This is a genomic window from Thermostichus sp. OS-CIW-33 (assembly GCF_054059615.1).
In genome coordinates, this window is the sequence record NZ_JBSSCH010000025.1 from 1 (window position 1) to 23285 (window position 23285).

At 59.1% G+C, this 23285-nt stretch carries 22 protein-coding genes; 12 read left to right on the top strand and 10 right to left on the bottom strand.

All coding sequences use genetic code 11. The annotated features are described in order from the left end of the window. The first annotated feature begins 164 nt into the window (after nucleotides 1-164). Nucleotides 165-632 carry a peroxiredoxin family protein gene (locus ACVWZG_RS12565; RefSeq protein WP_011432999.1) on the top strand — a complete coding sequence of 156 codons (468 nt, stop codon included), beginning with the start codon at nucleotides 165-167 and terminating at the stop codon, nucleotides 630-632. Here the strand turns inward: ACVWZG_RS12565 and ACVWZG_RS12570 are convergent. After that, nucleotides 625-3087: a glycoside hydrolase family 31 protein gene (locus tag ACVWZG_RS12570; RefSeq protein WP_457415411.1), complete on the bottom strand. Its 2463-nt coding sequence runs from the start codon at nucleotides 3085-3087 to the stop codon at nucleotides 625-627. The two genes, ACVWZG_RS12565 and ACVWZG_RS12570, sit on opposite strands and share 8 nt — an antisense overlap. 106 nt (nucleotides 3088-3193) lie before the next feature. Here ACVWZG_RS12570 and ACVWZG_RS12575 point away from each other — a divergent pair, with 106 nt between their 5' ends. Next, nucleotides 3194-4390, top strand: coding sequence for a PQQ-dependent sugar dehydrogenase (locus tag ACVWZG_RS12575; RefSeq protein ID WP_457407314.1), 1197 nt, complete (start codon nucleotides 3194-3196; stop codon nucleotides 4388-4390). A gap of 93 nt (nucleotides 4391-4483) precedes the next feature. Here the strand turns inward: ACVWZG_RS12575 and psbH are convergent, their stop codons facing one another. Continuing rightward, entirely contained in the window at nucleotides 4484-4687 is a 204-nt protein-coding gene (psbH, locus tag ACVWZG_RS12580; protein ID WP_414331336.1) for a photosystem II reaction center phosphoprotein PsbH, read from the bottom strand. 202 nt (nucleotides 4688-4889) lie between these two features. Here psbH and psbN point away from each other — a divergent pair, with 202 nt between their 5' ends. Then, on the top strand, nucleotides 4890-5021 hold the full coding sequence (gene psbN, locus ACVWZG_RS12585) for a photosystem II reaction center protein PsbN (RefSeq protein WP_011432995.1): 132 nt from the start codon (nucleotides 4890-4892) through the stop codon (nucleotides 5019-5021). 26 nt (nucleotides 5022-5047) lie between these two features. Continuing rightward, nucleotides 5048-5917: a diaminopimelate epimerase gene (dapF, locus tag ACVWZG_RS12590; protein ID WP_457407312.1), complete on the top strand. Its 870-nt coding sequence runs from the start codon at nucleotides 5048-5050 to the stop codon at nucleotides 5915-5917. A gap of 3 nt (nucleotides 5918-5920) precedes the next feature. Here the strand turns inward: dapF and ACVWZG_RS12595 are convergent, their stop codons facing one another. Beyond that, nucleotides 5921-6565, bottom strand: coding sequence for a hypothetical protein (locus ACVWZG_RS12595; protein ID WP_414375245.1), 645 nt, complete (start codon nucleotides 6563-6565; stop codon nucleotides 5921-5923). 131 nt (nucleotides 6566-6696) lie between these two features. Continuing rightward, entirely contained in the window at nucleotides 6697-7260 is a 564-nt protein-coding gene (locus ACVWZG_RS12600; protein ID WP_414342261.1) for a hypothetical protein, read from the bottom strand. A gap of 201 nt (nucleotides 7261-7461) precedes the next feature. On the opposite strand from ACVWZG_RS12600, the gene pcrA reads away from it, so the two are divergent. Then, on the top strand, nucleotides 7462-9822 hold the full coding sequence (pcrA, locus tag ACVWZG_RS12605; protein WP_457407310.1) for a DNA helicase PcrA: 2361 nt from the start codon (nucleotides 7462-7464) through the stop codon (nucleotides 9820-9822). Between the two features lie 251 nt (nucleotides 9823-10073). Here the strand turns inward: pcrA and ACVWZG_RS12610 are convergent, their stop codons facing one another. Further along, nucleotides 10074-10388, bottom strand: coding sequence for a hypothetical protein (locus ACVWZG_RS12610; RefSeq protein ID WP_011432990.1), 315 nt, complete (start codon nucleotides 10386-10388; stop codon nucleotides 10074-10076). Nucleotides 10389-10908: 520 nt separating this feature from the next. Between ACVWZG_RS12610 and ACVWZG_RS12615 the strand changes: the two genes are divergently transcribed. Together ACVWZG_RS12615 and ACVWZG_RS12620 are read left to right on the top strand one after the other, a co-directional pair. Next, a complete protein-coding gene (locus tag ACVWZG_RS12615) occupies nucleotides 10909-11400 on the top strand; it encodes a cytochrome c oxidase assembly factor Coa1 family protein (RefSeq protein ID WP_457407309.1) in 492 nt (163 codons plus the stop codon). An 83-nt stretch (nucleotides 11401-11483) separates the two neighbouring features. Further along, the gene (locus tag ACVWZG_RS12620; RefSeq protein WP_457407306.1) at nucleotides 11484-13031 is read left to right on the top strand and encodes a YcjF family protein; all 1548 of its coding nucleotides are present in this window, start codon (nucleotides 11484-11486) and stop codon (nucleotides 13029-13031) included. On the opposite strand, the gene ACVWZG_RS12625 is transcribed toward ACVWZG_RS12620, so the two are convergent. Beyond that, complete coding sequence (locus ACVWZG_RS12625) at nucleotides 13028-13342, bottom strand: hypothetical protein (protein WP_011432986.1); 315 nt, start codon at nucleotides 13340-13342, stop codon at nucleotides 13028-13030. The genes ACVWZG_RS12620 and ACVWZG_RS12625 overlap by 4 nt on opposite strands. Before the next feature lie 196 nt (nucleotides 13343-13538). Here ACVWZG_RS12625 and rpsN point away from each other — a divergent pair, with 196 nt between their 5' ends. From rpsN to ACVWZG_RS12645, 4 genes are all read left to right on the top strand, one after another. Further along, nucleotides 13539-13844 (top strand): 30S ribosomal protein S14, encoded by a 306-nt coding sequence (gene rpsN, locus ACVWZG_RS12630; RefSeq protein WP_011432985.1) that lies wholly within the window; start codon nucleotides 13539-13541, stop codon nucleotides 13842-13844. Nucleotides 13845-13901: 57 nt separating this feature from the next. Further along, on the top strand, nucleotides 13902-14534 hold the full coding sequence (locus ACVWZG_RS12635) for a ribonuclease D (protein ID WP_457407304.1): 633 nt from the start codon (nucleotides 13902-13904) through the stop codon (nucleotides 14532-14534). Nucleotides 14535-14808: 274 nt separating this feature from the next. After that, nucleotides 14809-15645 (top strand): ABC transporter ATP-binding protein, encoded by an 837-nt coding sequence (locus ACVWZG_RS12640; protein WP_049749636.1) that lies wholly within the window; start codon nucleotides 14809-14811, stop codon nucleotides 15643-15645. Between the two features lie 76 nt (nucleotides 15646-15721). After that, nucleotides 15722-16495, top strand: a complete 774-nt coding sequence (locus ACVWZG_RS12645; RefSeq protein WP_414356055.1) for an ABC transporter permease — start codon at nucleotides 15722-15724, stop codon at nucleotides 16493-16495. A 37-nt stretch (nucleotides 16496-16532) separates the two neighbouring features. Here ACVWZG_RS12645 and ald read toward each other — a convergent pair whose 3' ends face one another. The 3 genes from ald to ACVWZG_RS12660 all read right to left on the bottom strand — a co-directional run bounded on the left by ald (nucleotide 16533) and on the right by ACVWZG_RS12660 (nucleotide 20245). Then, complete coding sequence (ald, locus tag ACVWZG_RS12650) at nucleotides 16533-17621, bottom strand: alanine dehydrogenase (RefSeq protein WP_457407301.1); 1089 nt, start codon at nucleotides 17619-17621, stop codon at nucleotides 16533-16535. A 176-nt stretch (nucleotides 17622-17797) separates the two neighbouring features. After that, nucleotides 17798-18910 (bottom strand): LptF/LptG family permease, encoded by a 1113-nt coding sequence (locus tag ACVWZG_RS12655; protein WP_457407299.1) that lies wholly within the window; start codon nucleotides 18908-18910, stop codon nucleotides 17798-17800. Nucleotides 18911-19018: 108 nt separating this feature from the next. After that, complete coding sequence (locus tag ACVWZG_RS12660) at nucleotides 19019-20245, bottom strand: pentapeptide repeat-containing protein (RefSeq protein WP_457407297.1); 1227 nt, start codon at nucleotides 20243-20245, stop codon at nucleotides 19019-19021. Nucleotides 20246-20410: 165 nt separating this feature from the next. Between ACVWZG_RS12660 and ACVWZG_RS12665 the strand changes: the two genes are divergently transcribed. Beyond that, complete coding sequence (locus ACVWZG_RS12665) at nucleotides 20411-22240, top strand: DUF1565 domain-containing protein (protein WP_457407295.1); 1830 nt, start codon at nucleotides 20411-20413, stop codon at nucleotides 22238-22240. A gap of 166 nt (nucleotides 22241-22406) precedes the next feature. Here the strand turns inward: ACVWZG_RS12665 and ACVWZG_RS12670 are convergent, their stop codons facing one another. Beyond that, nucleotides 22407-23150 carry a response regulator gene (locus ACVWZG_RS12670; RefSeq protein WP_457407293.1) on the bottom strand — a complete coding sequence of 248 codons (744 nt, stop codon included), beginning with the start codon at nucleotides 23148-23150 and terminating at the stop codon, nucleotides 22407-22409. Nucleotides 23151-23285: the final 135 nt, after the last annotated feature.

Below are 23285 nucleotides of genomic sequence, written 5' to 3' on the forward strand. Positions count from 1 at the left end.
AGGTTCTGGGGCGCCGGGGCTGGGTGGCCTTGTGGCGCTTTACTACCCTATCCCCACCCCCACCACCCCGTCAAGATATCCAACCCAAAATTTTTTGAAGCCAGAAGGGATCCGGATCCACCGTTAGACTGTTGAAGTGAGCTCAGATTGGGTTAGACGGGTCTATGGGGATTGTGATTGGGGCTGTTGCTCCTGACTTTAGCTTGCCTGCGGTGGGGAAAGGGATCCAAAAGGGAGCCCAGATTTCACTGGCGGCCTACCGGGGCAAGAGCAAGGTGTTGCTGGCCTTTTACCCGGCGGATTTTTCCCCGGTATGCACGAGCGAGATGCGTTGCTTTCGGGAGGATTGGGAAGCTTTCCGGGCCGCGGGCTGCGAGATCTTGGGGATCAGCAGCGATCCCCTCTCCAGGCACCAAGCCTTTGCCGAGCAGCTTAAGCTGGAGTTTCCTTTGCTGAGCGATGTGGACAGAACCGTGAGCCAGCAGTACGGGGTGGACAGCCTGCTGGGGACGCGGCGGGCCTATTTTTTGGTGGATAGCCAAGGGATCCTACGCTACCAGCATGTGGAGTGGCTGCCCTTGTTCAAGCGAGACAACCGGGAGCTGCTGGAGGCCGTGAGGGCGATTAGCTAAACGGGGGATCCTCTGGGGTGGGCCAGAGAACCCGTTGCGGCTGTCCGGTGTCCGGCAGGGAGAGGGGAGTGTGGCCAAGGGGCTCCAGAAGCCAGCTACGCTGGGGCGGGCTCCAGTTGCCCTGGCGGGCCTCGATCTCCAGAATGAGCTGGCCATTTTGCTGTCGCAAGCGGAAGAGGGTGGTGGCCCAGGCTCCTGCTCGATGGGCGAGGGTTTCCCCGTCGTCTTCGTAGAGGGTGAAGCTGCCGTTGCCGGGGTAGAGTTTGAGGTGCGGTTGGTCACGGCGCAGGTGGGCGGTGGACGGGCAGGGGGGAGCTAAAGGCAGAACGGAGCCACCCCGCACAAACAGCGGCAGTTGTTCGAGAGGGGCAGGGACGAGAATGTAGCGGGGGCCGGTGTGGGCCTGACCTGTCCACCAATCAAACCAAGTGCCCTGGGGTAGGTAAACAGCGCGGCACCGCACGCCAGGCCGAACCACAGGGGCAGCTAGGAGGGCGGATCCCAGCATGGCTTGATCTGAGATCTCGTAGGTTTGCGGATCGTCGGGAAACTCGTAGAGAAGGGGGCGCAAGATGGGGGATCCGGTTTGGCTGGACTCCCAAAAGAGGCTGTAGAGGTAGGGCAGCAGCTGGTAACGCAACTGAATGGCCTGCCGGCAGATGGTTTCCACTTCGATGCCAAAGCTCCAGGGCTCGTGGGGGCGGGTGCCCAGGGCGCTGTGGCCGCGCATGAGGGGGTAAAGAATTCCCATTTGCATCCAACGGGCAAACAGCTCGGGAGTGGCATTGCCACCGAAGCCGCCGATGTCCGCGCCGACAAAGCTAACTCCCGACAGGCCCAGGTTTAGGAGCATGGGCAGGGACATCTCCAGGTGTTCCCAGGAGGATTGGTTGTCGCCTGTCCAGACGGCAGCCCAGCGCTGGATCCCAGCAAAGCCGGAGCGAGTCAGCACGAAGGGGCGCCGGTTGGGGTTGAGCTGTTCCAAGCCTTCACGGGAAGCGCGTGTCATCAGCAGGCCGTACAGGTTGTGAACTTCGGCGTGGGTGGTGGGTTCGTCGGGTGGGCCTTGGGGGGCATCGAGGGAGATATCGACGATCTGGCCGCCGTCTCCAAAGGGGCGGTCGTTGAGGGCCGGCTCGTTCATGTCGTTCCAGATGCCATCCACACCGGCTTGGGTGAGAACCCGTTGCCAGGATCCCCACCACTGCCGCACTCCGGGGCGCAAGAAGTCGGGGAAGAGGACTTTGCCTGGCCAAACGTAGCCATGGAAGAGGTGGCCGTCGGCGCGGCGGATAAAGAAATCCTGGGCCAAGCCCTCGTCGAAGACGGCGTAGTCGGCTTCGGGCTCGAACTTGACGCCGGGATCCACAATGGCTACCACCCGGAAGCCAGCCTCGTGGAGTTGGGCCATGAGCCGGGCCGGTTCGGGGAAGCGGCGGGGATCCCAGGTGAAGACGCGGTAGCCGCGCATGTAGTCGATATCCAAGTAAATGACGTCGCAGGGGATCTGCCGCTGGCGAAATTGCTGCGCAACGGTTTGAACCTGGGCGGCGCTGGCGTAGCTCCAGCGGCACTGTTGGTAGCCCAAGGCCCAGAGGGGAGGAAGGGGAGGCCGCCCAGTGAGTTGGGTGTAGGTCTCGAGCACCAAGGCCGGGGTGGGGCCGTAGATCAGGTAGTAATCCAGCTCGGGGGCGCGCACCTCGATGGCCCACTGCTCGGGATCGATCTGGCCCAGGTCGAACTGGCTCCAGTGGGTGCAGTGCAGGAAGAGCCCGTAGCAGAGGTTGGGGCGAAGAAACAGGGCGAAGGGAATGGCCTGGTAGAGATTGTCGCTGTGGGCGTCGTAGTTCCAGCAGTCGCGAGTCCAGTGGCTGTAGCGCCGACCCCGTTTGTTGAGTAGCCCCGCCCGTTCCCCTAGGCCATAGATGTGCTCGGCAGGGTGGAGGTGTTTGACCAGGCGGATGCTATCGGATCCCCAGGTAAGCCCAGAGGAGACATCGGCGCAAAACTCTTGCCCTTGAGAGTCTTGAAAACTGAACCGGAGGGGATCCCGATCGATCTGAACTTGCACCTGGGAGGTGGACAGGTGGATTTGGGTGGAGCTTTCCTGCAGTTCAAAGGGAGCCGGCGGCCACTCTTCATCGGCTGGAGCCACATCCCAGGAACGACGGGGCAAAAACGCTCCGCTGGGGCTAAAGCGCAGCCGAAACAGACGGGGGGTGAGCACCTGCATAGACCAGCGGCCCTGGGCACAGATGAGGTGGATCCCTCTGGAGTGGGGCTGGAGCTGCTGCAGGGATCCGCAGGTTGGCCTTTGGGGCGGGCGGGCGGGGGATTGGCCGTTCGCGCCCGCGGGATCGAGTCCCAAGATCTCGCCAGGTTCCAGCATGCTTTGGAGACAGATTGCTGCTCTCAAGGCTAGCCTATGGCCGGGAGGGGACAGGGGGTTGCCCACTCTGGTCCGCAGTGGGTTTTACCCTCATCGGTACCCATCTCCAGAAGAGCAGCGGCAATAATCGGTTAGCTCAGATCCCAGAATCCATCGCGAAAACGAGGCGGCAATGGCCATGAGGATCCCGGCGATCAAGCTTCTCTCCTCACTGCTGCTTTTTGGGGGGGTGTCCGTCCCCGCTGTCGTGGCGGCCTACCCGGTCAGCCCGGAGATGGTGATGACCCTGCAACAGGGGGATCATGCCCAAGCCTTGCCCAGGGCCAGAACGGAGCAAGCGTTTCGGGTGGTTACTTTGGCCCAGGGTTTGGAGCACCCTTGGGGGATGGCCTTTTTGCCGGATGGAACTCTCTTGGTTACCGAACGCCCAGGGCGGCTGCGCCGAGTTACCCCCCAGGGATTGGATCCCCAGCCCATAGCCGGTGTGCCCGAGGTGTTTGCCCAGGGGCAGGGGGGCCTGCTGGACATCGCCTTGCACCCCAACCATGCAGAGAACGGCTGGATTTACCTGTCCTATGCCGCTCCTGGGCCCGGTGGGGGAGGCACGCGGGTGGCGCGAGCCCGTCTGGGGGAAGGGGGCCTACAGGATCTGGAAGTGATTTTTGATATGGAGCGCAAAACCCCTGCCCGGCAGCACTTTGGCTCCCGTTTGGTCTTTGACGAAGAAGGATTCCTCTACATCAGCACCGGCGACCGCGGAGAGCGGCATCGAGCCCAAGATTTGGGGGATTCTGCCGGTAAAGTGTTGCGCATTACGGGTGCGGGCGGGATCCCGGCGGACAACCCATTTGTCGGCCAAGCAGGGGCTTTGCCGGAAACTTTTACCTATGGCCACCGCAACATTCAGGGAATGGCCCGCCACCCTGAAACAGGGGCAATTTGGTCCCATGAACATGGGACGCAGGGTGGGGACGAGATCAACATCTTGGCCCCCGGCGTCAACTACGGCTGGCCCCTAATCACCCACGGTCGAGAATATACGGGAGAACCCGTCGGCCAAGGACTGGCGGCAGCTCCTAGATTGGCTTCGCCCCTGCTGCACTGGACACCCTCAATTGCCCCTTCCGGCATGACTTTCTACACAGGGGAGGCTTTCCCCGAATGGCGGGGCAACCTATTTGTGGGGGCGCTGGCCGGGCAACACCTGGCGCGCTTGGTACTGGATGGAGAGCGCGTGGTGGCAGAAGAGCGTCTCTTAGAGGGGGCGGTGGGCTGCATTCGCGATGTGCGGCAGGGGCCGGATGGACTCCTTTACCTGTTGACGGACGCCCCGAATGGATCCCTGCTGCGCCTGGAGCCAGCACCCTGAAGGCATCGGCTCGGAGGAGAAGAGGAGCTGCCTTGATCCCGCTTGCAACTGTCTGGCGGGACGGGGATTTTCTCCAGAGTAGGGCTGGGGAACTCAGAAGCTGAGGCTCTCCCAAGAAACGTTGATGTCTTCCAAAAGCAGCGACTTGTTGTAGATCTGCAGGATAATCAACAAAAAGACGGCGAATAGGGCCATGAAGACCGCCATCAGGGGCGTGGTGCCCCAGCCGGGAGCCACTTTGCCGTATTCCGAGTTGAGAGGACGCAGCAGATCGCCCAGTTTGGTACGAATGGCCATAGGTTCTCGCTTAGAAACCGAACACGTTGACGAAGTCGAAGATAGCAGGCTCGAAGGCGGATCCCTGGTGCTCAGCACCGCCAAAGCAGCCGCCTTTTAAAATCACGCTATCAGAATCTGGCCGAACCTTTTTGTCTTGGGCAATGAATTGTAAACTTGTGTAATACTGTAGTCGAATACTCTCAGGATCAAAGACAACGATATGGAGCCCACCTTTTCCCTGATTGTGGCGATTGCGGCAGTTACCATCTGCATCACTGCGTTTGCCATCTACACGGCCTTTGGCCCCCCTTCCAAGGACTTGCAGGATCCCTACGAGATGCACGAGGATTAAGGCCTGTCGTTGGGATATCTGGGTAAATGTCTGCTCGGTTGCCCCCCCGTCTCTCCTTTCACAAGTACCAGGGGTTGGGGAACGATTTTATCTTGGTGGACAACCGCCGGCAGTCTCAACCCTGCTTGAGCCCGGAAGAGGCCGTCGCCCTTTGCAATCGCCGCTTTGGGGTAGGAGCCGATGGGGTTATCTTCCTGCTGCCGGGGCAGGAGGGGGCAGATTTCAGCATGCGCCTCTTCAACAGCGACGGTTCCGAGGCGGAGATGTGCGGCAATGGGATCCGCTGTTTGGCCCGCTTTCTGCAGGACTTGGGGATCCCAGGTCGGGATGGCGCCTACCAGATCCACACCTTGGCGGGGCGAATCGTGCCGCAGGTGCGGGCAGATGGGCTGGTCACAGTGGACATGGGGATCCCTCGCCTTTTGGCCAAGCAGATCCCCACCACCTTGGTCGAACCGGATGAGAAGGTCATTCGGCAGCCGCTTGCAGTGGCCGGGCGAGAGTGGCGGGTGACGGCGGTGAGCATGGGCAACCCCCATTGTGTGGTCTTCCTGGAAGAAGAGGGATCCCTGGAGGAGCTGGACTTGGCAGCTGTGGGCCCCCTGTTTGAGCATCATCCGGCCTTTCCTGAGCGCACCAACACCGAATTTGTGCAGGTGCTCAGCCCGACTCGTTTGCGCCTGCGGGTTTGGGAGCGGGGAGCAGGGGCAACGCTGGCCTGTGGGACGGGTGCCTGTGCCACTTTGGTGGCTGCTGTCTTGGAAGAGCGGGCAGAATCGCAAGCTACAGTAGAACTGCCGGGAGGAAATCTGGAAATTCGCTGGGATCCGAGCACACAGCATGTGTGGATGACCGGCCCTGCCCTACACGTCTTCAGCGGCACCACTGCCGGTTGAGAACTAGGCTCCCAGACCCAACAGGAGGATGGCCAGGAGGCCGAGGATCCCATAGGCAACGCTCCAGCCCTGCCGCCAGATCAGCGCCACTGCCAGGCCCAATAAGACCAAGCCCAAGCCCAGGCCAAGGCGGAGAAATAGAGGGTGTACAAACTGGCTGAGGGAGCGCTTGAGCCAGGGGAAGATCACCCCCAAGGCGAAGGCCAGTCCTACGGGGATCCAATCGATCCAACCTGTCTGCTCCCAGCCCCCCAACAGGTAAAAGCCGCCCAGACAAAGGCCCAGGCAGAAAAACAGCACCCGCATGCCGGGATAGTCTTGTCGATAGTTGAAAGCAAGGCTTCGGAGCTCCTTGGGGTGGGCCAAGACCAATGGCTCTACAGCAAAGCTTTCGCTCCACTCCGGCGCTTCTTCAGTTTGTCCGCGGCACCAAAGGTAAACGTTGACCTTGCGCAACCCTTGCAGCAGAGAGGCTTCCACCGCACTGCGCACCACCTCCATCACCTGCAGGGTATCCACCACATCGCCCGGCAGCCGTTCCAGCAGCACGTTGAGAACAGGCCCCTTCAGCTCGGCTCGGCCAAACAGCCGCAAGTTGGCAAGCTTGTAATCGAGGATTTGGTTCAAGATTTTGAGCTGGCGGCGCATGGGATCCCGCGAACAGTGAACCGTCGTTCGACCGGTTGACTCAAAGCTTCAACATGACCGGTATGACCAGTTTAATGGCTTGGGCCAGAGCAGCAGAGGAGAGGCGTTGCCGGTGTGAAAGGGAAGTGGGACTATCCCATGAGGGTGCGAATGCACCGGCGAATGCTGAGGTTGGATTGCTCCAAGTCGGCAAATCCGCTCAGAAGAGTTCCCTGGCCGTCCAACAGCAACAAAACAGCCTGGCGGCGAAAATTGATCCCAGGCAAAGCTGCAGCGGCTATTTCTTGCAGCTTCTGGATGGTTGCTCCCTCAAAATCGACCGAGACATACACAAACGGAGAAACCAGGCGGGGATCCGTCGGTACACTCTCCCGGATGGCCTGCAAAACCAAGTGGCGCACCAGCAGCAGCCCCCTGCCATCCACCAGCACGATCTGGCGCAGCCGAGGGTTTTGCCCAAACTCCAGGGCCAAACTTTTGGAGAGGGCTTCCGATTGCGAGCGGGTTTGGCTGTTGGTCAAGATCAACGCTTGAATGCCCTCATACCGACTTAGGTCAAGCCGATCCCCAGAAACGCTTTCCACCTTGAGGTCAAGAGATGTTTTGGGGTTGCCGTTGCTGGGGCAGTTGCCAGCTTGGGCGGGATCGAACGCACCTTGAGAAAGCAGGGCAAGGGTGGCAAACCCCAAAGCCACAAGTCTCTTTTGAACGCAAAGCCAGCAGCGGTTAGCCGGGGCACAGCAGCAGGACAGCACTCGGTTCATGGCGGGGAGCTCTGGAGCGGGCCGGCCAAATCTTAACCGATCTTCATCTTTGGTGCTCCAAAATGCCCTCTGGGCTTCTCATCCCCATTGGGTTGGTGCCCATAATGGAAGGCAGTTTCTGGTTTGCTGGCCATGACTCACGCCTCTTTGCTGGATGCCCTCAACCCTTCTCAACGGCAAGCGGTGCAACACTTTTGTGGCCCGCTGCTAGTGGTGGCGGGGGCAGGTTCCGGCAAGACGCGCGCCCTCACCCACCGCATTGCCTACCTGGTTCGCCACTATCGGGTGGATCCAGGAGAAATTTTGGCCGTGACCTTCACCAACAAGGCCGCCCGTGAGATGAAAGAGCGCATTGAGCAGCTCTTTGCCGAACAAGAAGCTCAAGAACAATTTGGGATCCCCTTAGAGGAATTGGAGCCGGCCCAGGCAACGCGACTAAAATCTGCTGTTTACCACCGCTGGATTAAGCCTCTTTGGATTGGCACGTTCCACAGCTTATTTGCCCAGATCCTGCGCCTGGAGATCGAAAAATATCAGGATCCCAAGGGGCGCAAGTGGACTCGCCACTTCTCGATCTTCGATGAATCAGATGCCCAATCTCTGGTGAAGGAGATTGTAACCAAGCGACTGAACTTGGATGAGCGCAAGTTTGACCCAAGGTCGGTACGCTACGCCATTAGCAATGCCAAAAACCAAGGTTGGACTCCTGCCGACCTGGAGCGCAATCAGCCCAACTTCCGTGGCCGTACCATTGCCCAAGTTTACGAAATCTATGAAGACCAACTGGCAGCCAACAATGCTCTGGACTTTGATAACTTGATTTGGATACCAGTGCAGCTTTTTCGACAAAACGAGCAGGTGTTGGCTTACTGGCACCAACGATTTCGACACATTTTGGTGGATGAATACCAAGACACCAACCGCACTCAGTATGAGTTGATTCGTCTGTTGGCCACCAACGGCGAGACCTGCAGATCTCGGTTGGATTGGAGAAACCGATCGATCTTTGTGGTGGGAGATGCCGATCAAAGCATCTATCGGTTTCGCGGGGCAGATTTTACCATTTTGCTGGAGTTTCAAGAGACCTTTGGAGATGGTCTCCCGGATGATGATACCCGCACCATGATCAAGCTGGAGGAGAACTATCGCTCTACAGCTACCATTCTGCAGGCAGCTAACGCTCTCATCGAGAAAAATACAGAGCGCATTGATAAAGTTCTCAGGCCAACCCGTCAGCAAGGAAGTCCGATTTTCCTTCATCAGGCGGATGACGAGATTGCAGAGGCCGAGTTTGTCGTCAATACCATCCGGCGGTTACACAGCCAAAATGCCAATGCTTTCTCCTGGGGAGATTTTGCCATTCTCTACCGCACCAACGCTCAATCCCGTCCTTTTGAAGAGGTCTTGCTGCGGTGGGGGATCCCTTACACCGTGGTGGGCGGACTGCGATTTTACGACCGCAAAGAAATTAAGGATGTCCTAGCCTATTTACGGGTTGTGGCTAACCCTGCCGACTCCTTTAGCCTGCTGCGAATTATTAACGTGCCGCGCCGTGGCATCGGCAAATCTACTCTGGACAAGCTGACCGAAGCGGCGGCGGCTCTCAACGTGCCTTTGTGGGCAATTCTCAGCGATGAAACCTCTGTAAGTAGCTTGGCGGGCCGTTCGGCTAAGCCTGTCATTCAGTTTGCTCAGTTGATTCAGCATTGGCATCGACAGGCTTCTCAGACTTCAGCCGCCACCCTTATCGAAGGGTTGCTAAGGGATTCCGGCTATTTGGAGGATCTCAAGGCACAGGGTACAGACGAAGCCGAAGAAAGAGCGGCCAACGTGATGGAACTTTACAATGCCGCTCGCCAATTCGAGGAAGAACAGGAGGATCCCAGCCTTGAGGCTTTTTTGAGCAATGTGTCTTTGGCTTCCGACTTGGACAACCTTCAGGAAGGCGCTGAGAAAGTTTCGCTAATGACGTTGCACTCTTCCAAAGGTTTGGAGTTTCCTGTTGTGTTCTTGGTGGGGGTGGAACAGGGTCTATTTCCCAATTTCCGGGCTTTGGAGGATCCCGCTGCTTTGGAAGAAGAGCGACGCCTTTGCTACGTGGGCATTACCCGTGCCCGTGAGCAGTTGTATATCAGCCACGCCAGGGAAAGGATGCTCTACGGCAACCGCGAACCAGCTATTCCTTCGGTATTTTTAAGTGAACTGCCCCAAGAGTTAATCGAATTCGACAGACGCGGAGCCGTTTCTCGACAGCTCTCCCACGGCAGTGGACTGTCCCTTTCAGATGCACCCAAGGCCAGGCCCAATCGCCGCCAAAGCCGTTCAGAACAGTGGGCGATTGGAGATCGTTTGCAACATCCCCAATTCGGACAAGGCCAGATTACCCATGTGTTCGGCAGTGGTGAACGGGTCACGATTGCGGTGAGGTTTCCCGCTATCGGTCAACAGAAAATCTTGGATCCCCGTATCGCTCCTATTCAAAAGCTTAGCTAGGCGGCTGAACTCGGAAGGGCTCCAGCGATGAAGAGAGGCAAAGGGAAGTGCTGTAGAAGTCCGTAGCTCATTCGAGATTGCCTTGCCGTTGACGTCGTTGGTGATCCCTTGCTTTATATGTGTTTGCTTTATATGTGTTGCTGCACGACGGGGAAAGCAAAACCTCAGCTCCCCCTTTCCCTGATTTGACCGTTGCCCAACCCTCGGCCTTACCTCTGCCCCCTCGTCACTAATTGCTTGTAATTGCTTGACTACCCGATCTTGGGATCCCTCGCCAGGCTTAACCCAGTCGGCTGGGACTGAGTTGTCTCGGCTCTGTCCGGTACCAGGCGCAGGGGCGGGCCAAAGCGGCCAACCGCTACAGTGTTGTTCAGGGCCGGGATCTGGCGGATGGATCCCTGGCGTAGGCAGCGGTGTAGACGGCGCAGCAGGAAGAGGTCGGCTTCGGAGCACTCCTCTCGAAATAGCCTTACGTTAAGTTCGTGTTCCTGAGCAGCGGTGAGCAAACCGGTCATCATGGCGGTTTGAATGATCTGCTGCACGGTTATGGTTGTCGCTTCATCCATAGGTTTAGGCGATTGGATGGAGACCTTTTGCTGCTCTTATTCTCGACAAATCCCTCTGATATTGACTCCGCCAAATAGCGGATTCGGTATGCGCGCACTTTGTCTTCTTTCTCGGTGCTCGGAAATAGGGCTTTCCAGATACCTATTGACCTTCTGAGCCATCCGGATTCCGTGTAGGCGAAAAGCTTGAAATCTTTGTGTCACAAGCCTTTCTAATCGAAGTGGGAGCAGAGCCAACAATTGGATACGTAGGGATCCCATCCTCACCGCAGTACAAAATTAGACTCAACAGTGAGTTGCTTGAACTGGCCAAAGAGGTGCTGATCCCATGATTTTTCGAGCTGTTGCTTGAGGCCGTAACAGATATCTGTGGCAATACGGAACTGAGAAGCGATGTTCGTCACCGACAAATGGCGTAGGGTTGCTTGGCTTTTTGTCTGTACCTTGTCGGCAACGCAGGCATAGAGGATGAGCAACAGCCTTGTGTTAGGGTGGGGGCATTTTAGGGTGGCAATGGGCTGTGTCAGAAACTCCACAAAAAGTCGGCTGTGCTGTCCCTCTGGGCTGCTGTGGCTGCGGCTGTTTGGGCCTGCTGGCGGTGTTGGGCCTGGGGCTGGCGGGGGCAGGGATCCTAGTCTGGAATGGGATCCGTGCCTCAGGAGCCTATCGCACCTACCAGTTGGCGGTGGAGCAGCTCGAACAAAATGCCGTGGTGGTGGAACGTTTGGGAGAGCCCCTGAGGCCGGGATGGCCCTCGCGGCTGCGTTTTCAGGAAGATGAGGAAGCCGGTTGGGTGTGTCTGTTCTTTTTGATTACAGGGGCCCAGCGCACCGGCGATGTGGTGGTGGAATCGGAGCGGGGCATGGCCAGCTCGGCATGGCAGTTGCGCCATCTGCAAGTGAAAGTTGACGGGGATCCGCAGGCCATTCAGGTCATCGAGGGGGAATCTCGGTGTGAAAAGGAAGAGTCGGATGGAGAAGCCCTGCCCCTGCAGCCAGAAGGCGACATCTAGGTAGCCGGATATGCTCAGCCGCGGGTAGAGTCAAAAGGACTCCGTCCCGCTGACGCGAACGGTTGTGGCCTTGTTGGATCCCTATGCGGTCGCTCCCTTACCTGCGCTTGCTGCTGCTGTTGGCGCTGTTGGCCTCGTTCACCGGGCTGATCGTCTGGCTGATCCAATCGTTTCTCGATCTGTACTACGCCACCCGCTACCACCCGATTTTGGGGGGGCTGTTGATTGGGGTGCTGCTGCTGCTGCTGCTGGTGTTTTTGGCCGCTGCCATCTACTACTTGTTTCTGTTTCGCCAACCCGCCCCCAGCAGGAGGGAAATTACCCAACCCCTTGCCTTGCCGGAGACGGCCTTGGACAAGCGGAAAGCGGCGCAACAGAACTTGGCTCAACTGGAGGCGCAGCTAGCGCAAATCCAGGATGAAGTGGCGCGGGCAGCGCTGGCGGAGCGGTCGGCTCTGCTGGCCCAACAGTTGGCCCAGCCCCAGCTGAAGGTGGTGGTCTTCGGCACTGGGTCGGCGGGCAAGACTTCTTTGGTCAACGCGCTGCTGGGGCGGCGGGCGGGGGCGGTGGGGGCCACTCTGGGCACCACCCAGGCGGTGGCTTGTTACGATTGGAACTTGCCTGGGATCCCGCAGCCGGTGCAGATCCTGGATTGCCCCGGCATTTTGGAGATCGGCCCGGCAGGGGTGATGCGGGAACAGGAGGCGCAAGCCCAAGCCCAAGCTGCCGATCTGCTGCTGGTGGTGGTGGATGGGGATCTGCGCCAGTCAGAGGTGGATCCCTTGCGCCGGTTGATCGCCCTGGGCAAACGGGCCTTGCTGATCCTGAACAAAGCGGATCGCTACACCTCAGAAGAACGGCAGATCCTCTTGCAACGCCTGCGGGAGCGGGTCTACCCCCTGATTCCACCTCAGGATGTGTTGATAGCCGCCGCTGCTCCAGCCCCTGTGCGGGTGGGATCCCAAACCTGGCGACCGGAGCCGGAGGTGGCGGCGGTGCGGGATCGCGTGCAGGCGGTGCTCTATGCCGAGGGGGGATCCCTGGCCTTGGACAATGCTCTGCTGCAATCGCAACAGTTGGGGGAAGAGGCCAAACGGATTCTCCAAGCCCAACTGCGCCGGCAGGCGGAGGAGGTGATCGATCGCTTTCAGTGGATTGTTACAGGGGTGGTGTTCGCCAACCCCATCCCGGCGGTGGATCTGCTGGCCATTGCCGCCATCAACGCCCAGATGGTGGTGGAACTGGGATCCCTTTACGGCTGCAAGATGGATCTGCAGCAGGGGCGGGAGCTGGCCTTGTCTCTGGCCAAAACCCTAGCGGGCTTGGGCTTGGTGGAAGGGGCGATCCAACTGACCACGGGGATCTTGGCCACCGTTGCCGAAGTGAGCGTCGTCGGTTTTCTGGCGACAGCCCCCATTCAGGCAGCCAGTGCTGGCTATCTCACCCGCATTGCCGGCAAGAGCTTCATTGAGTATTTCCAGCACAACCAAAGCTGGGGAGAAGGGGGGATGCAGGCGGTGGTCAAAGCCCAGGTGCAAAATACCCAAAAATCCGGTTGGCTCAAAGAGTTTGTCCGCGAGGCTTCCCGGCGCATCTTCCGAAATGGGATGGCCAACCCAAGGGATCCCTAATGGCCGCTCAGGGCAATATCCGTCGGCAGGAAGGCCAGCTTCAGTTGCGCCACATAATCGGCGTAGCTCAGTGCCGGCCCAGTGTCCCAATCCGCCAAGCCATGCATGCACTTCGACCATTGAATGAAGGCGGCAGGATAGATATAGGCCAAACTGGGATCCTGCAAAACCTCTTTGGGCAGTGGAGAGGCCGACTTCAGCACTGCCAACAGAGCCGGCGGCTTGTGGAGAATCACGCGCGTGGCCTCAATCTGCTCTGGGGAAACCCTAAACTTGGTGGCGATAAACGGGATCACTCTGGAAATGGCCATCACCCAACACCAACCTCGCCTATAGAGGTAGGTTGCCCCCAAGCCGAGGGGCTGGCCTCAGGGATCCTACGGAGACCGGAAAAGGAGGGATGAACATTGGCGAGGATGGCCGTGGGCGGGCCTGGGATCCCCTTGCTTGGGGCCGCTGCTCCCCGTTATTCTAGTAAAACTGAAAAATCTGGGGAAACAGTGAGCCGTGGCTAAAAAGAGCATGATCGAGCGGGAGAAAAAGCGCCAACGCTTGGTCGAGAAGTATCGGGAGAAGCGCCAACAACTGAAAGCGGCCATGGCCGATCCCAACATCGACCAGGCCACCCGCATGGAGCTGCACGCCCAACTGCAAAAACTCCCTCGGGCCAGCTCGCCCACACGCCTGCGCAACCGCTGCTGGAAAACCGGGCGTCCCCGGGGTTACTTCCGCGATTTCGGCCTGTGCCGCAACAGCCTGCGGGAAATGGCCCACAGAGGCTTATTGCCAGGTGTGGTCAAGTCTAGCTGGTAGTTGCCTGGCCTTCGCCGCTTGGTTATGCAGCCAAAACACCCTTTTGAGAGATCCTGAGTGGGCCTGCAACCTTTCCAGCTCTGCGACGAAGATCTCACCCCTGCAGTGGCAAAGGCCCTGGCCGGGGAACCTTACCTGGCCGTGGATACAGAAACAATGGGGCTGATCCCGCAGCGGGACAGGCTCTGCGTGGTGCAAATCGCCAACTCCGCCGGTGAGGTGGTGCTGTTGCGGCTGAGCCGCGGGGTAAAGCAGGCCCCCTTTTTGGCGCAGCTGCTGATGGCTCCAAGCATTGAGAAGATCTTCCACTACGCCCGCTTTGACCTGGCCATGCTGCGCTATCACCTGGGGATCCGGGTGCGGCCTGTCTTTTGTACCAAAATTGCCAGCAAACTGGCCCGCACCTACACCAGCAAACATAGCCTCAAAGATGTGGTGAGCGAGCTGTGCGGGGTCGAACTCAACAAAGCTGCCCAAAGCTCCGACTGGGGGGCCGTCCACGCGCTATCCGCCGAACAGCTGGAATATGCCGCCAACGATGTTCGCTATTTGATCCCGGTGCGCCACAAGTTGGCGGAGATGTTACGGCGGGAAGAACGCTGGGAGTTGGCGCAGCAGTGTTTCCAACATTTGCCTACTTTGGTAGAGCTGGATCTGTTGGGCTTCAGTAACGTCTTCGAACATCAGTAGGCGGGGCTTTACTTGATAGACAGTCACTGTCTTCGATGACCGGGCCCTCGGGGATCCCACATCTCCTGAAGCGGAAAATGGGGGGACCTCACCGGCCCACAAAGTATCTGGCAACACAGCTGGCTGCCCCTCTCTCTGATGTAGTGGGGATGGGGTTGGCCATACCAATCGAGATAAACCGGCCTGCAACCCTCATTGCTCCCGCCATCATCTGTCTGGATCAGGGGGATCAGCCCTCACTTGGGCCACTATGAAAATCATTGGAGTTGAGTCAATGTTGGAGTCGCAGAGGGTGGTTCAAAGTGGGTTATCTTCCCCCGCTGTTTCGGGCAAGCCCGTTCTGGAGTTGCGCCACGTCTCGCTGCAGTACCCCACCAAGGGATCCCCAGTCACGATCATCCGCGACGTCAGCTTTTCTGTTGCCCACTCGGAGTTTGTCTCCATTGTTGGGCCGAGCGGCTGTGGCAAGACTTCTCTTTTGAAGATGATGGCCGGCCTGAACACTGACCATGGCGGCACCCTCTACTTTCAGTTGCAGCCCATCGCCGGCCCCCTGAAGAGTGTGGGCATGGCCTTTCAAAACCCGGTGCTGCTGCCCTGGCGCACAACCCTGGAGAACGTGTTGCTGCCGTTGGAGGTGGTAGAGCCCTACAAGCGCACCTTCAAGCAAAACCTGGCCCAGCACGAGAAGTCGGCGCTGGAGCTGCTGGCCACCGTAGGCTTGGAGGGTTTTCAGAAAGCCTATCCTTGGCAGCTTTCTGGGGGAATGCGGCAGCGGGCTTCCCTGTGCCGCGCTTTGATCCATCAGCCGGAGCTGTTGTTGTTGGACGAACCTTTTGCCGCTTTGGATGCCTTTACCCGCGAGGATATGTGGGAAATGTTGCAGCGGCTGTGGCTGCGCACCGGCTGCACCGCCATTTTGATCACTCACGATTTGCGGGAGGCGGTTTTCCTCTCCGATACCATTTATGTGATGGGGCCACGGCCTAGCGAGATCATCTTTTCCCTCAAAGTGGATCTGCCCCGTCCACGCCCGCTGGAGATCTGCCTGACGGACGAGTTTCACCGCTTGGTCTCGGAAGTGCGCCAGCACATTCGGCGCAGCTATTAGGCCAAAGAGCCCTTGATCCAAAAAATCTGGAAAGGTTTGCTGGACAGGTTACCGCGCATTTCTGCCGAGGGATCCCATGAAAAAATCATTCGACCGATTTTTGCAGACCCAAACGGCTTCTGTGGTCTTGCCCGCTGTCACCATCGTTTTGACCCTTGTGCTCTGGCAGGTGGGGGTGGGGCTGTTCAACGTTCCTCGCTTCATTCTGCCGGCGCCCACCCAGATCCTGGCAGCCATGAACCAGTGGAGCCCGGTGATTCTGCGTCACTCCCTAACCACCCTCACTTCGACGCTGCTGGCCTTTGCGCTGGCTTTGGTGGGGGGGATATTGCTGGGATCGATCATCGGCAGCTCCCGCCTGGCCCATCTGTGTTTGTACCCGCTGCTGGTGGGGTTTAACACCATCCCGAAGGTGGCTTTGGTGCCGCTGCTGGCGATTTGGTTTGGCTTGGGCCTGATCCCGGCGGTGATCACGGCCTTTTTGCTGGCCTTTTTCCCCATTGCAGTCAATGTGGCGGTGGGGCTGGAGACGGTGGAAGCTGAGATGCGAGATGTGCTGCGCTCGCTGGGGGCCAGCTCTTGGGAGATTTTCACCAAGGTGGGGCTACCCCACAGCATGCCCTACCTGTTTGCCTCGTTGAAAGTGGCCATCTCCTTTGCTTTTGTCGGCTCGGTGATCTCGGAGACGGTGGCTTCCAACCAGGGGCTGGGCTACCTGATCGTGTCGGCCAGTTCTTCTTTTGATGTGCCTTTGGCCTTTGCGGGTTTGGTTGCCCTCGGCATTATGGGCATTTTGCTCTACACCTTTTTTGCGGCTTTGGAGCGCTATGTCCTGTCCTGGCGACAGTAGCATCTGCTCCAGGGGATCCCACCGATGCCTGAACAAGCTAGCCCAAATCTGGAAAAGTGGCCCGCACTGCCGGGTGGATGAGCTTGCCTGCCCTGATGTTGAGCCCTTTGGCCAAGGCCGAGTCTTGTTCCAAAGCAGCGGGCAAGCCGAGATTGGCCAGCTTGAGGATGTAGGGGAGTGTGGCGTTGACCAGCGCTTGGGTCGAAGTCCAGGGAACGGCTCCGGGCATGTTGGGAACGCCGTAGTGTAGCACCCCGTAGGCTTCGTAAACCGGCTGGGCATGGGTGGTAACCCGTGTGGTAGCAATGCACCCCCCCTGATCCACCGCCACATCCACAATGAGGGAGCGAGGACGCATTTGGGCCACCAACTCTTCTCCCACCAAGACCGGCGCCCGCCTTCCCGGCACCAACACTGCCCCCACCAGCAGGTCGGCCTCGCGAACACACTCTTCCACGCTTTGGGCCGTGCTGTAGAGCAGCTCCACACGGGATCCAAAGAGCAGCTCCAGCTCGTTCAGCCGCTGCAGGTTGATGTCCAAAATCTGCGCCCGCGCCCCCAAGCCTACGGCCATTTTGGCCGCCTCGGTGCCCACCGTGCCTCCGCCCAAGATCACCACCCGTCCCGGCGATACCCCTGGGATCCCGCCCAGCAACACGCCCCGCCCCCCCTGCTGTCGGGTGAGGTAATGGGCGCCAAATTGCACCGAGAGCCGCCCAGCGATCATGCTCATGGGCGCCAACAAAGGCAGGGATCCATCTGCCAATTCCACCGTTTCATAGGCAAGGCAGGTGGCCCCCGATTGCAACAGCGCCTGGGTCAGCTCGCGGCTGGCGGCCAAGTGCAAATAGGTGAACAGAATAAGGTCGGGATGGAGCAGAGAATACTCAGCCGGCAGGGGCTCCTTGACCTTCACCACCAGCTGCTGCTGGTAGATCTCCTCAGGGGTGGCGGCCAGTTTGGCCCCCGCTTTTTGGTAGTCCTCGTCGCTAAATCCCGCCCCCTGGCCCGCTTGGGTCTCCACCCACACCTGGTGCCCCTGCTCGGTCAAGGCCCGCACCGCTGCCGGCGTCAGCCCGACACGGAACTCTTGCTCTTTGATCTCTTTGGGCACGCCAATTCGCATAGGGATCCCCGTAGGGCTGCTTTCCAGTCTAGACAGACTCTCCCCGCAATGGGATCCCTGGCCTGTTGATCCCTACCTTGTAAGGGGACGGAGGAAGGAGAAGCAAGGGAAGTTGATCCCTGTCTTCTGCAGGAGATTTTCGAGAACGTAGGACTGGCGGATGCTGGGGTGGATCTCTAGCGCAAGAAGCGGGCCAGCAGCACCAGTCCGATGCCGCCGAACAAGATGTTGAAGCTCCAGGCTGCCGCCCAAGGGGGAAGGGCTCCCACTTCTCCCAAGCTGCGAGACACGCTCAGAACCACGTAGTAGCCAAACACCAACAGGATCCCGAAGACGACGCCCCCGTAGCGTCCCACCCGCCGGGCAGTGCTGGATCCCAGGGGGAGCGAAATCAGCACGGCAAAAAAGCTGGCCAAGGGCAGGGAGAAGCGCATGTGGAACTCGGTGCGCAGAGCCTGAGTATTGAGATTGGAGCGGGCCAAACGGGAAATCCGCTCCGCCAGCTCCGGTAAGCTCAACTCGCTGGGGGGAACCGGCGGCTGCATTAGGGTAGCCAGATCCTGGGAAACTTGCAGCGGCTTGCGATGAAACGTTTGCTCGGCAATGCTGAGACCCGTGGGGCCGTAAAGGTGGGTTGCCCCTTCGCTCAGGCTCCACTCCAGTCCATTCCACACTGCCTGAGCGGCCAAGGTCACTTCCGCCAACTGGTATTTGCCTCCCGGCAAGGGATCCACCCGCAAAATCGTAACATCTTGCATCGTATTTAACCGGGGATCCACTTGGCGGATGAAGAACCAGAGGTTGTCTTCGGTTTTGAAAAAGACATCGTATTGCACCGGGGTGGTGGCCTGGGCCAGCAAAGCTTGCTGATCGATCTGGCGGATTTGCTGTTTGCTGGCCGGCAGCAGCACGTTGCTAATGAAAAAAGCGCTCAAGCTCATGGCCAACCCCACCAGCAGCAGGGGTCGGAAAATCCGGCTAAAAGGGATCCCGGCTGCCCGCATAGCGGTGATCTCACTGCTGCCGCTCAGCTTGCCCAAGGTGAGCATGGTGGCAAAAAAGGCGGCAATGGGCATACCCAGCACCACCATCTCCGGCAGATCCAAAACCAAGAGGCGCAACACCGTCAGGGGGGGGACGGATCCCTCGACCAGCCGCTCGGCCAGGGTAAACAGTCGGCCCACCAGCAGCAGCAGGGTTCCCCCCGCAACACCGGTCAGCACTGGGGTGAGCATCTGCCCAAATAGATAGCGCTCCAGCAGCCAGAACTTGGTGAGCAACCGTGCCATGTTTGAGAATCGAAGGGGATCGCCCTTCTCCCCAAGGGAGAGGCGAGTTGCAATAGCCGAAGAATCGGCGGCAAAAGCCCTGAACCAGGCTTATCGATTTATTCTCGCTCAAGGGCTTGGGGAAGCAGGGGGGGGAAACGACTCTGTTTTGTCGGCAGGATCCAAACGCGGCTGAGGAGAGTTGAGGGGAGGTTCGGACGCGGGATCCAGCTCGGCCCCCCAGGCGGCCAGGTAGGCCCGTTGTTCGGGGGAAAGGCGGCGAGCCTGGCGGAAATCTGCCCCTGCCACGATAGCTCCGGTGTAGGCCCCGGTCTTGAAATCGGGCTTTTGCCCTGGCTGAGCAGGGGAAGCCGTCTGAGGGGATCCCACAAACAGCAAAGCGCGGTAGAGATCGGCCCCGCGCAGGTCGGCATCCCGCAAGTTAGCTCCGCACAGATTGGTGTGGCTGAGATCGCAGCCGCTCAGGTTGGCTCTCTCCAGGCTGGCTTCGCTGAAATCCACCGCTCGCAACAGGGTGCCATGCAGGTCGGCTCCCTCCAGCATCGTGCCCAGGTTGACCACTCGGATGCCGTTCACGCGATCCCGCTGGTAACCCCCTTTGCCGTCCAGAATGGGTCGGCCCAGGTGTTGATCCCGCCGCAGAGGGCTGAGCAGGTTAGCAGTGGAGAGAAAGCGCAGGATCTTGGCTTTGCCGAAGCGATCCACCCCGTTCAACAAAGCAGCCGTGCGCCCGGCAGCAATGGCCCGCTCCAGAGGCCAATCGTCCAACTGCCCATCGGGAGACAAGACCAGGTTGGAAATGCCTTCAAAGTAGGCGTCGATGGTCTGCTGCTGGGTGATGATATTCTGCTGAATGGTGAGATCGCGGGAGATGATGTACTGCCGCCAGGCGATGTAGGCAGCCAGGATGGCAATCAAGATTTGGCCTGTGGCCCCGAACACTTCTCCCAAAGCCCCAATTGCTTCCCAACTCAGGGATCCCAAGGCAGAAAACAGCCCGCTCCCGGCAATCTCTCCCATCACGGCCAAGCTGAGGGCCACTCCCGCCCAGGCCAATTGAGGCCAAGTGGTCAGCCACTGCCAAAGACGGCGTCCGATCTGAGCCCAAAGCGATCGCCCCCACCAGCCCGCCAGGCCCAGCCAAGCCAGCACCGCCCCCCAGCCCAAGACCGGCTGAGCCATCAGCTTTCCCAAGAGCAGCAAGAAGGCCGGGATCCCCAACAGCAGCAGATGAATCAGGGGTTGCCACGGTGAGACCGGAGACAGCAGGATCTCGGATTCAAGCAGCGACGGCTCTTGGGGCAGATGTTCGGGGACAAGGGTTTTGTAGGTCATGGCGCAAGCAGGGAGGTTACTCTAGGGCTAGTGTTAGACTTGCAAAAAAAGCCTGCGTTAGTCCGTATTTGGAGTTGGCGGATAGGGCAGGATCCCGCCTACTCAGTTTGGTAGGATAACCTCGGCCTTTCTTCTCTAGCCCAGCCTGGTGTGAGGATAACCACCATGATCTCTTCCTTATTGTCCTTACTGCCTATTGGTCTGCAGAAATCCGGCGAACACCAATCTACAGCAGTCCTGCCCGGCCTGCGGGCGCAGCGCCATCGTTCTGCAATGCTGACGCGGCTGGCAACCTCTCTGATGCTTGGCACCACCTTACTGCTGACAGCAAAGTTGGATCCCGGCTGGGCGCAAACTTCCCTGGACACCGGCATTACCGGTGAGCAGACCCTGCCTCAAGCTCCCCCTCTCCCGGACAATCGCCCGGCTATTTTTGTGGATGCGGCCAACGGCAGCGATACCCGTGGGGATGGATCCCGCAATAACCCCTTCAAGACGATTACTTATGCCATTCAGCGGGCTGAGGCTGGCAGCGTCATTCAGCTTTTTCCCGGGGTGTATAGCGAGGAGAGCGGCGAAACCTTCCCCATTCGCCTGAAAGCCGGCCTCACCTTACGTGGGGACGAGTCCACCTTGGGAGAGGGCTATCTCATCACCGGCGGGGGTACCTACATGAGCCCAACCTTGGGGCGACAAAATGTTGCTCTGCTGGCAGAGACCGGCGCAGAAGTGCGAGGAATTACCCTGCGCAACCAGGGGCGGCGCGGCTATGCCCTCTGGGTGGAATCGGCCTCCCCGCGCATTCTCAACAACAGCTTTGTGGGCAGCATCCACGATGGGATCTTCATTGCCGGCGCTTCCAATCCCTGGGTGGAGGGCAACCGCTTCTATAAAAACGGGGCCAACGGCATTTCCGTTTTGGGCACCTCCCAGCCCACCATCGTCAATAACCTGTTCCAAGAAACCGGCTTTGGCCTCACCATCGACCAGCGCTCGGCGCCTATTGTGCGCAACAACCGCATCCTGCAGAACCGTACCGGCGTGGTTGTCGGGGGCAGCTCCAGGCCCATCCTGCGCAACAATCTCATCGCCCAGAACTTGGAGACCGGCCTCACTGCCATCACCACTGCCCAGCCGGATTTGGGCACGGCCACGGATCCCGGCAACAACATCTTTGAGGGCAACGGCCAATACGACATCCACAACGCCACCCGCGGCCTGCGCCTCAATGCCAACGGCAACCAACTGCGGGGCCAGGTCAAAGGGGATCTGGATCTGTCCGGTCAAACCACCGTTGCCGCTCTCCCCGATAGCGCTCCCCGCCCCATTGCTCCTGGCACTTTGGCTCTGCCCAGTGCCCCGTCCCAGCCGGCTACTCCCAGGGATCCCCGGCCAGCGGCTGAGACCCCCTCCACCTTACCGGTTTTAACGGTGCCGCAATCGACGGATCCCAGCCCAGTTGCCTCTCTATCGGGATCGGGGGGGCGCGTTTTGCCCAACGTTCCTGCCCAGCCGGCCGACACTCAACCCCAAGCGCAGGAGTTTGTTGCCGTCCCCTTCACGCCAGATGGCTCTACCGCACCTGCTCAGCCGGTTGGCCCTGCCCCCGCAGCTCCTGTTCCCAGGCCACCCTCGGCTCCCCTCACAGATATCACCACCCTTCTGCCCCCGCCGGCCCGTCGCTCATCGGCAGGGATCCCGGCCACTCCCTCTGCTCCCACTACAACTCCAGTTGCCCCCCCTGTGGTTGCTGTGGGTAACGACTCCGTTTCGCCAACGCGAACGGCAACTCAATTTCGCGTGTTGGTGACCCCCAAGAGCAGCGATGACTTGAACCGATTGCGGCAGCTCATCCCCGAGGCGGTGGAAACGGTTTTCAACGGCAGAACAGTGTTGCAGGCGGGCCTGTACGACAGTCGCAGCCAGGCCCAGTCGGTCTTGGATCGGCTGTTGGATGCCGGCTTTGAGGCGGTTGCCGAGATGATTTTCCGCTAGCGACCCCCCACACTGCCGGCTTGCTTCTCCATAGCGGTACGAGGGAGCTTTGATCCCAGTTCTTTGGCGGGGTGGCCAGCCATTGAGCCCAAGTCTCCTTGGTCGCTGGCAAGGGAATTGACTACAAGTGCTTGCCAAGAGCGATGACGGCTCGAACACCCCCTCTCTAGTCCAACGGATCCAGTCGGTAGCGGCTGAGCCAGTGATCCAAATGCACTTCCTCCTCATCCAGCAGTTGGGCGTTGATCAACCCCCGTTTGAAAGCAAGGCGGATGGCTCTGGCCCGCAAGCTGAAAGTGGTTCCCCACTCGTCGCTCTCAATTTGGTCGTTGCTGACTTCTAACTTGTCGTAGAGGTTGCGCAGACGGTCGGTTACCCCTCGGCGGGACAAAAAGCGCCGTGCAGCAATGGCTTGGTCGGTGAGGCCGAGGGCAATGTCGATCAACACTTCGTACTCGGCATCGCTGAGACCGGTGATTTTGTTTTGTGAACGGGAATCGACCCCGCGCACCTCTCGGTCGATCACGCATTGCTCATCCTGCACCACCGCTTGGATGGCGCTGACCAATTTTTCATCGGTGCAATTTTTCAAAAGGTAGCCATAGACAGTTTGCGGAGGCACGATCTTGTGCAGCTCCCGCACATAGACTTCATCGGCAAAATGCGACCAAAAAATGATGCGCGTGCTGGGGCACTCTGACCAAACCTGCCGCGCTACCTCGATCCCGGTCATCTCGGGCATGCGGATATCCATCAACACGAAGCTGGGGTGGTGCTGACGGTAAAGTTCCAACGCCTCTCGGCCATTCGAGGCCATGTATACCGGGCCGAACTCAGGCAAATGTTGCGTCAGTAGGCTATGGACATGCTGACGGTAGAGAGCGTCATCTTCAGCAAGGAGGGTACTCACAGGCCTTTATCAGAGTTACCGAATACTTTCTTTTCACTTCCTAGGTCGTGTTGATCTTATGTTAGGATAGAGAGAATAATTTATAGAGGAAAGAGGATGAAGTTGGTTTTTTTAGATGAAAACAAATGGCAGAAG

Coding starts and splice junctions, on each gene's coding strand:
- ACVWZG_RS12640 (WP_049749636.1), top strand. CDS start 14,809: ATGTTGGAGTCGCAGAGGGTGGTTCAAAGTGGGTTATCTTCCCCCGCT.
- ACVWZG_RS12575 (WP_457407314.1), top strand. CDS start 3,194: ATGGCCATGAGGATCCCGGCGATCAAGCTTCTCTCCTCACTGCTGCTT.
- ACVWZG_RS12660 (WP_457407297.1), bottom strand. CDS start 20,245: ATGACCTACAAAACCCTTGTCCCCGAACATCTGCCCCAAGAGCCGTCG.
- ACVWZG_RS12565 (WP_011432999.1), top strand. CDS start 165: ATGGGGATTGTGATTGGGGCTGTTGCTCCTGACTTTAGCTTGCCTGCG.
- ald (WP_457407301.1), bottom strand. CDS start 17,621: ATGCGAATTGGCGTGCCCAAAGAGATCAAAGAGCAAGAGTTCCGTGTC.
- dapF (WP_457407312.1), top strand. CDS start 5,048: ATGTCTGCTCGGTTGCCCCCCCGTCTCTCCTTTCACAAGTACCAGGGG.
- psbN (WP_011432995.1), top strand. CDS start 4,890: ATGGAGCCCACCTTTTCCCTGATTGTGGCGATTGCGGCAGTTACCATC.
- ACVWZG_RS12655 (WP_457407299.1), bottom strand. CDS start 18,910: ATGGCACGGTTGCTCACCAAGTTCTGGCTGCTGGAGCGCTATCTATTT.
- ACVWZG_RS12610 (WP_011432990.1), bottom strand. CDS start 10,388: ATGGATGAAGCGACAACCATAACCGTGCAGCAGATCATTCAAACCGCC.
- psbH (WP_414331336.1), bottom strand. CDS start 4,687: ATGGCCATTCGTACCAAACTGGGCGATCTGCTGCGTCCTCTCAACTCG.
- ACVWZG_RS12625 (WP_011432986.1), bottom strand. CDS start 13,342: ATGGCCATTTCCAGAGTGATCCCGTTTATCGCCACCAAGTTTAGGGTT.
- ACVWZG_RS12645 (WP_414356055.1), top strand. CDS start 15,722: ATGAAAAAATCATTCGACCGATTTTTGCAGACCCAAACGGCTTCTGTG.
- ACVWZG_RS12665 (WP_457407295.1), top strand. CDS start 20,411: ATGATCTCTTCCTTATTGTCCTTACTGCCTATTGGTCTGCAGAAATCC.
- pcrA (WP_457407310.1), top strand. CDS start 7,462: ATGACTCACGCCTCTTTGCTGGATGCCCTCAACCCTTCTCAACGGCAA.
- ACVWZG_RS12595 (WP_414375245.1), bottom strand. CDS start 6,565: ATGCGCCGCCAGCTCAAAATCTTGAACCAAATCCTCGATTACAAGCTT.
- ACVWZG_RS12620 (WP_457407306.1), top strand. CDS start 11,484: ATGCGGTCGCTCCCTTACCTGCGCTTGCTGCTGCTGTTGGCGCTGTTG.